Source organism: Ciceribacter lividus (assembly GCF_003337715.1).
Taxonomy (GTDB): Bacteria; Pseudomonadota; Alphaproteobacteria; order Rhizobiales; family Rhizobiaceae; genus Allorhizobium; species Allorhizobium lividum.
This window is the reverse complement of sequence record NZ_QPIX01000007.1, coordinates 295,130-302,013: the sequence shown is the minus strand read 5'-3', so window position 1 is coordinate 302,013 and position 6,884 is coordinate 295,130. Positions and strand designations below refer to the sequence as shown.

Annotated in this window: 7 protein-coding genes; all 7 read right to left on the bottom strand. The window is 59.8% G+C overall.

Annotated features, from left to right (window positions below; genetic code table 11):
- Positions 1-279: 279 nt before the first annotated feature.
- The 7 genes from DFR48_RS14550 to DFR48_RS14520 all read right to left on the bottom strand — a co-directional run bounded on the left by DFR48_RS14550 (position 280) and on the right by DFR48_RS14520 (position 6,869).
- The gene (locus DFR48_RS14550; protein WP_147273546.1) at positions 280-771 is read right to left on the bottom strand and encodes a hypothetical protein; all 492 of its coding nucleotides are present in this window, start codon (positions 769-771) and stop codon (positions 280-282) included.
- A gap of 149 nt (positions 772-920) precedes the next feature.
- Positions 921-2,642 (bottom strand): ABC transporter substrate-binding protein, encoded by a 1,722-nt coding sequence (locus DFR48_RS14545; protein ID WP_114363844.1) that lies wholly within the window; start codon positions 2,640-2,642, stop codon positions 921-923.
- A gap of 68 nt (positions 2,643-2,710) precedes the next feature.
- On the bottom strand, positions 2,711-2,992 hold the full coding sequence (locus tag DFR48_RS14540) for a DUF2160 domain-containing protein (protein WP_114363843.1): 282 nt from the start codon (positions 2,990-2,992) through the stop codon (positions 2,711-2,713).
- Between the two features lie 13 nt (positions 2,993-3,005).
- A complete protein-coding gene (locus DFR48_RS14535) occupies positions 3,006-3,824 on the bottom strand; it encodes a carbohydrate ABC transporter permease (RefSeq protein ID WP_114363842.1) in 819 nt (272 codons plus the stop codon).
- A gap of 16 nt (positions 3,825-3,840) precedes the next feature.
- Positions 3,841-4,707: a carbohydrate ABC transporter permease gene (locus DFR48_RS14530; RefSeq protein WP_114363841.1), complete on the bottom strand. Its 867-nt coding sequence runs from the start codon at positions 4,705-4,707 to the stop codon at positions 3,841-3,843.
- Positions 4,708-4,710: 3 nt separating this feature from the next.
- The gene (locus DFR48_RS14525; RefSeq protein WP_114363840.1) at positions 4,711-5,781 is read right to left on the bottom strand and encodes an ABC transporter ATP-binding protein; all 1,071 of its coding nucleotides are present in this window, start codon (positions 5,779-5,781) and stop codon (positions 4,711-4,713) included.
- A gap of 11 nt (positions 5,782-5,792) precedes the next feature.
- A complete protein-coding gene (locus DFR48_RS14520; RefSeq protein ID WP_114363839.1) occupies positions 5,793-6,869 on the bottom strand; it encodes an ABC transporter ATP-binding protein in 1,077 nt (358 codons plus the stop codon).
- Positions 6,870-6,884 lie beyond the last annotated feature (15 nt).

Sequence of the window (6,884 nt, the reverse complement as noted above, 5' to 3'; positions counted from 1 at the left end):
GCTCATAACCTGAAGGCCGCAGGTTCAAATCCTGCCCCCGCAACCAACCTTCCCAGAAATCCCTCAAAGCCCCCTCGCGGGGCTTTTGGCGTTTATCGATCTCAAACCCAAAAGCCAGATCCGTAACCCAATGAACTGCAGCGCCGTCAACTTCGTTCGTGATCAGACTAATACCAAACCGGAAACATAAAGCGAAGTTGGTTACAGGGGAGCAGGTCAATGTCTATCGGCACGGACGCGGGACCAGCAATCGACACAGGCCAAGCCGCGAGCTGGACACTACTCGCACGGACCGTCCAGCGTCGCCGCGCCGCGTTTGACGACCGCGGACCAGGCCGTCGCTCGATTGCCGGGATAGCGGAACTCGATATGATGCAACAGGTCCGCCCCGCAGGCTGTCCGGTGTTCGACACGGTGATAAAGAATCTCGCCGTCGCGCTTGCCGGAAAGGACGAACCAGTTCCGTCCCTCCGGAGCATAGCTCAGCGTCCAGCCGTCATCCTCCAGAACATCCTTGAGGAAACGACGGTAGTCGGCAAGCGATCCAGCCATCGGATTCATGCCGCCGAAAACCGTGACACTGCCGCCGTCGGAGCTCCTAAACTGCTGTCCGTCGCCATTGTCTGGAGCCGGCGCCCGGAGAAAGCTCGACGGCACGTCCGCGCTCGTCCCAAAGCGCGCATTGACATAATGCTGCCAGTCGGTTCCGAACGCCGGGGATGCGCTGGCGAGTATGGATAGCACAAGCATCGGAATTGACTCTATTTTCATGTAGCCCCTCCAGGGTCCGCAGCATCTCGACAAGGCCAGCGGGATTGTGACCCGTCCCCTTTTGAAGATACACAAAGCCGCCGGTGCTGTCACACACCGGCGGCCAGTAGTTCGACACGTCGAGCAATCGTCCGGCGTGAAGTTTCCGATTACTTCTGCCAGCTCTTGACGAGTTCGTCGTAGTTGACTGTGATCGGTTGTTCCTTCTCGTTCTCGATCTTCAGCTGCGGAGCGAGATTGCCCTTCGAGACGGCGTCCTTGTTCCAGTACTCGAGATCGTGTTCCTCTGCCAGCTTCGGACCGATGTCGCCCTGCACGCCGGCACGTTCCAGACGCTGAAGGACCTTCTCCTGCTCGGCGCAGAGCGAGTCCATGGCCTCCTGCGCAGTCTTCGCACCCGAGGAAGCATCGCCGATTGCCTGCCACCACAGCTGTGCAAGCTTCGGATAGTCGGGAACGTTGGTGCCGGTCGGCGACCACTGCAGGCGAGCCGGCGAGCGATAGAACTCGATCAGGCCGCCAAGCTTCGGTGCACGGTCGGTGAAGGACTGGTGGTCGAGGGTCGACTGGCGGATGAAGGTCAGACCGACATGGCTCTTCTTCAGGTCGACAGTCTTGGAGGTCACGAACTGGGCGTAGAGCCAGGCGGCCTTGGCGCGGTCGTCAGGCGTGGACTTCATGAGTGTCCACGAGCCTGCATCCTGATAGCCGAGCTTCATACCGTCCTTCCAGTAGACGCCGTGCGGCGACGGAGCAAAGCGCCACTTCGGCGTGCCGTCTTCATTCACGACGGGCAGACCGTCCTTGACGAAATCGGCCGTGAACGCGGTATAGGTGAACATCTGCTGGGCGATTTCACCCTGGGACGGAACCGGACCGGATTCAGAGAAGGTCATGCCGTTGGCAGCAGCCGGCGCGTAGGCCTTCATCCAGTCGAGATACTTCTGGATCGAATAGACGGCTGCGGGGCCATTGGTGTCGCCGCCGCGAGCAACGCAGGAGCCGACCGGACGCGAGTTTTCGTCGACCTTGATGCCCCACTCGTCCACAGGCTTGCCGTTCGGGATGCCGCGGTCACCGTTACCGGCCATCGACAGCCAGGCGTCGGTGAAGCGCCAGCCGAGAGACGGGTCCTTCTTGCCGTAGTCCATGTGGCCATAGACCTTCTTGCCGTCGACCTCGCGGCCGGTGAAGAACTCGGCGATGTCTTCGTAAGCAGACCAGTTGACCGGAACGCCGAGGTCGTAGCCATACTTGGCTTTGAAATCCGCCTTGTTCTTCTCGTCGTTGAACCAGTCGTAGCGGAACCAGTAAAGGTTTGCGAACTGCTGGTCGGGCAGCTGGTAGAGCTTTCCGTCCGGCGCCGTGGTGAAGGACTTGCCGATGAAATCGTCGACATCAAGGCCGGGGTTGGTGACGTCCTTGCCCTCGTTGGCCATGAAGTCGGTCAGGTTGCGGGCCTGCTGATAGCGCCAATGGGTACCGATCAGGTCCGAGTCGTTGATGTAGGCGTCGTAGATATTCTCGCCCGATTGCATCTGCGTCTGCAGCTTCTCGACAACGTCGCCCTCGCCGATCAGGTCATGGGTGAGCTTGATGCCGGTGATGGCGGTGAAGGCCGGAGCCAGCACCTTGGACTCGTATTCATGTGTGGTAAGGGTTTCGGAAACAACCTTGATTTCCATGCCGGCGAAGGGCTTCGCCGCATCGACGAACCACTGCATTTCCTTTTCCTGGTCGGCGCGCGACAGCGTCGAGAGATCGCCGACCTCCTTGTCCAGGAACTGTTTTGCCTCATCCATTCCGGCGAAGGCGGTGCCGGTCAGTGCCAGCAGCATGGCTGCTGTAGTCGTCAAGAGATGCCGTCGCATTATGTCCTCCCAGGGTTTGCGATTGCAGATGCGAATACCGGGCGCGGGGTCCGCGCCCATTTCTTGCCCTAGACGAAGCGGAAGACGCCGATTGCGTAGACCGCAGACAGGGCGAGAGCCCACCAAAGGTTCGGACCGACAAGCCCGAGCCAAGCGAGATGGATGAAAGCCGAACCGAGCAGCGACACGAACAGCCGGTCTCCGCGGGTCGTTTCGAAGTGCAGGATGCCGACCCGCGGATTTCCGCCGGGGGAGAGATACTCCCAGATCGCCATTGTGATCAGCAGAAGCAGAATGGAGCCGAAGAAGAGCGCCGTTGGCAGCGTCCATGCCATCCACGAGAGGTTCATGACGGTTTTCTCCTCAGACGCGGCCCAGGGCAAAGCCCTTGGCGATGTAGTTGCGGACAAAATAGATGACCAGCGCACCGGGAATAATGGTGAGGACGCCTGCTGCAGCGAGCACGCCCCAGTCCATTCCGGACGCTGACACCGTGCGAGTCATGGTCGCGGCGATCGGCTTGGCGTTGGTCGTGGTGAGCGTGCGGGCAATCAGCAGCTCGACCCACGAGAACATGAAGCAGAAGAATGCCGCGACGCCGATGCCGGAGGCGATGAGCGGCATGAAGATCTTCACGAAAAATTTCGGGAAAGAGTAACCGTCGATATAGGCGGTCTCATCGATTTCCTTCGGTACACCAGACATGAAGCCTTCGAGAATCCACACTGCCAGCGGTACGTTGAACAGGCAGTGGGCGATCGCGACCGCAATATGAGTATCGATGAGCCCGAAGGCTGAATAGAGCTGGAAGAATGGCAGCGCAAAGACAGCGGGCGGAGCCATACGGTTGGTCAGCAGCCAGAAGAACAGGTGTTTATCGCCGAGGAAACGGTAGCGTGAAAAGGCGTAGGCCGCCGGCAGAGCCGCGGTCACCGAGATCACCGTGTTCAGCACAACGTAGATGATCGAGTTGATATAGCCGCTGTACCACGAGGGATCGGTAAAGATCACCTTGTAGTTCCGAAGGGTCGGATTCTCCGGCCACAGCGAGAAGGTACCGATGATCTCCGCGTTTTCCTTGAAGCTCATGTTCACGAGCCAGTAGATCGGCAGGATCAAGAAGACGATGTAGAGCGTCGGGATGACCCAGGAGAAGTCGTTGCGGGTGTTTGCAGCACTCATTTGTCTCGTCTCCACCCTAGTTCTGCGCGTCGTGGCTGGTCATGACCGTGTAGAAGATCCATGACAGCAGCAGGATGATCAGGAAGTAGATGATCGACATCGCCGCGGCCGGGCCGAGGTCGAACTGACCGACCGCCATCTTGACGAGGTCGATCGAAAGGAAGGTGGTGGAGTTGCCGGGCCCACCACCGGTGACGACGAACGGTTCCGTATAGATCATGAAGCTGTCCATGAAGCGCAGCAGCACGGCAATAAGCAGCACGCGCTTCATCTTCGGAAGCTGGATGTAGCGGAATACGGACCAGCGGGACGCGCCGTCGATCTTGGCGGCCTGGTAGTAGGCATCGGGAATAGAGACCAGACCCGCGTAGCAGAGCAATACGACCAGACTCGTCCAGTGCCAGACGTCCATGACGATGACGGTAATCCAGGCGTCGGTCGGGTCCTGCACGTAGTTGTAGTCGAGGCCTAGGGCTTCGAGCGAACGACCGAGCAGCCCGATATCGACGCGGCCGAAGACCTGCCAGATCGTGCCTACGACGTTCCATGGGATGAGCAATGGCAAGGCCATCAACACGAGGCAGACCGGCACGCCGAGGCCGGATTTCGGCATGTTGAGGGCAATGAAGATCCCCAGCGGAATCTCGATCGCCAGAATGACGAGCGAGAAGATCAGGTTGCGCAGCAACGCGTCCCAGAAGCGGTCGGAATGCAGGATTTCCATGAACCAGTCGGTGCCGGCCCAGAAGAACTCATTGTTGCCGAAGGTATCCTGAACCGAGTAGTTGACCACGGTCATCAGTGGAATGACGGCGGAAAAGGCGACCAGCACAAGTACCGGCAGTACCAGGAACCAGGCCTTGTTGTTCCATGTTTTCTGCATCGATCAGCCCTCCGTCCCGACACGCCAGGAGTCGGCGTAGATGTTTATTCTCGCGGGCTCGAACGTGATCCGCGCCTCGGCGGGTATCTCGGTGTCCTCCGGGACGACGATCGCCACGGAGTGGCCTGCGAAACGGGCGCGAACGATCTTCTGGCGGCCGATATCTTCGACCTTGACGATGTCGACGGGCATGCCCTCGCGCCCCAGGCATACGAACTCAGGGCGAATGCCGAGTTCAACCTTGTTCGCCGCGCCGACGTCCGGAGCCGCGCTGAGCACGATCGTCTGGTCCCCGACCGTGGCCGAATTGCCATTCACTTTCGCCGGCAGCAAATTCATGCCCGGCGAACCGATGAAATAGCCAACGAAGGTGTGGCTCGGCCGTTCAAACAGCTCGACCGGCGTTCCGATCTGCACGATCTCGCCTTCATACATGACGACGACCTTGTCGGCGAAGGTGAGCGCCTCGGTCTGGTCGTGCGTCACATAGACCATGGTGAAGCCGAACTGCTTGTGAAGGCGCTTCAACTGAGAACGCAGAACCCACTTCATATGAGGATCGATGACCGTCAGCGGCTCGTCAAAGAGGATCGCGTTGACGTCATTGCGAACGAGGCCGCGGCCGAGCGAAATCTTCTGCTTCTGGTCGGCGGTAAGGCCTCGCGCCGTACGCTTGGCCCAGTCCGTCAAGTCGATCATCTCCAGAATCTCGCGCACGCGGCTGTCGACCTCGGCTTCGGAAACATGTCGATTGCGCAGGGGGAAGGCGAGATTGTCGTAGACCGTCATCGTGTCGTAGATGACCGGGAACTGGAAGACCTGCGCGATGTTACGGCGCTGCGTCGAAAGGTTGGTGACGTCGAGCTCATCGAAGAGGATGCGTCCCTCTGACGGTCTGAGGAGTCCCGATATGATGTTGAGCAAGGTCGTCTTGCCGCAACCCGAAGGACCGAGAAGGGCGTATGCGCCGCCGTCATTCCATTCATGATGCACTTCCTTCAGCGCGTAGTCTTTTTCGGACTTCGGTGTCGGGCCGTAGGCGTGGCGAATGTGTTCCAGGGAGATCTTTGCCATTTGTGCTCTCCTCAGGCAGCCGTGTCGGCCAGGCCGATTGCCCTGCCGTCAGGGGCGAAGGCCATCAGATGGCGGGTGTCGAGATGAAGCTCGACGACCTGATCCGGGTCGATGTCGTAAATGCCGTGCATGAGGGCGACCCATCGGGCGCCCATGAAGCCGACGTGGACGAAGCTTTCGGAGCCGGCGATCTCGGAGATCTGTGTCCGCGCCGACAGCTGCACCGCCGCAGTAGACGGTTGCAGTGACAGATGATGTGGCTGGAAGGCGATGGTCATGGGGCCGTCGGCGATCGGCGAAAGATGCGCCGGAACCGTAAACGCATCGGCATCGTTGACGCGGAACATGCCACCCGACTTCACAACCGCGAGCGTATTCAACGGCGGATCGGCGAAGGTCCGGGCGGTAACGAGATCGCTTGGTTTGCGATAGACGTCGATGGTTCGGCCAAACTGCGTGATACGGCCTTCCGAAAGCGTCGCGGTACTGCCGCCGAGAAGCAGCGCTTCGGACGGCTCTGTCGTCGCGTAAACAAAGATCGCGCCCGACTCGGCGAAGATACGCGGGAGTTCCTCGCGAAGTTCCTCGCGAAGCTTGTAGTCCAGGTTGGCAAGGGGCTCGTCGAGAAGAACGAGGCTCGCATTCTTGACGATCGCGCGCGCGAGTGCGGTACGCTGCTGCTGGCCGCCGGAAAGATTGAGAGGTGTCCGGTCGAGATAGGGTGTGAGCTTCAGGAGATCGGCCGCCCGCCGCACCTCGCGGTCGATGGTTGCCGCATCCTTGCCGGCAATGCGCATCGGCGAGGCGATGTTTTCGTAAACCGTGAGCGCAGGATAGTTGATGAACTGCTGGTACACCATTGCGACGTTGCGGTTCTGGACGCGCACGCCAGTCACGTCGGCGCCGTCGAAAAGAATCGCGCCACTCGTCGGTTTGTCCAGCCCTGCCATCAGGCGCATCAATGATGTCTTGCCCGAGAGCGTTGGCCCTAGAAGGACGTTCAGCGTACCTCGTTCAAGAACAAGATCGGTCGGGTGGATGTGAAAGTCTCCGCCCACCACCTTCGCGGCATTCCGCAGTTCGAGCATTACGGTTCCCGTGCC

Excerpts from the sequence above, each read along its gene's own strand:
- DFR48_RS14550 (WP_147273546.1), bottom strand. The coding sequence starts at position 771 with ATGAAAATAGAGTCAATTCCGATGCTTGTGCTATCCATACTCGCCAGC.
- DFR48_RS14530 (WP_114363841.1), bottom strand. The coding sequence starts at position 4,707 with ATGCAGAAAACATGGAACAACAAGGCCTGGTTCCTGGTACTGCCGGTA.
- DFR48_RS14540 (WP_114363843.1), bottom strand. The coding sequence starts at position 2,992 with ATGAACCTCTCGTGGATGGCATGGACGCTGCCAACGGCGCTCTTCTTC.
- DFR48_RS14535 (WP_114363842.1), bottom strand. The coding sequence starts at position 3,824 with ATGAGTGCTGCAAACACCCGCAACGACTTCTCCTGGGTCATCCCGACG.
- DFR48_RS14545 (WP_114363844.1), bottom strand. The coding sequence starts at position 2,642 with ATGCGACGGCATCTCTTGACGACTACAGCAGCCATGCTGCTGGCACTG.
- DFR48_RS14520 (WP_114363839.1), bottom strand. The coding sequence starts at position 6,869 with ATGCTCGAACTGCGGAATGCCGCGAAGGTGGTGGGCGGAGACTTTCAC.
- DFR48_RS14525 (WP_114363840.1), bottom strand. The coding sequence starts at position 5,781 with ATGGCAAAGATCTCCCTGGAACACATTCGCCACGCCTACGGCCCGACA.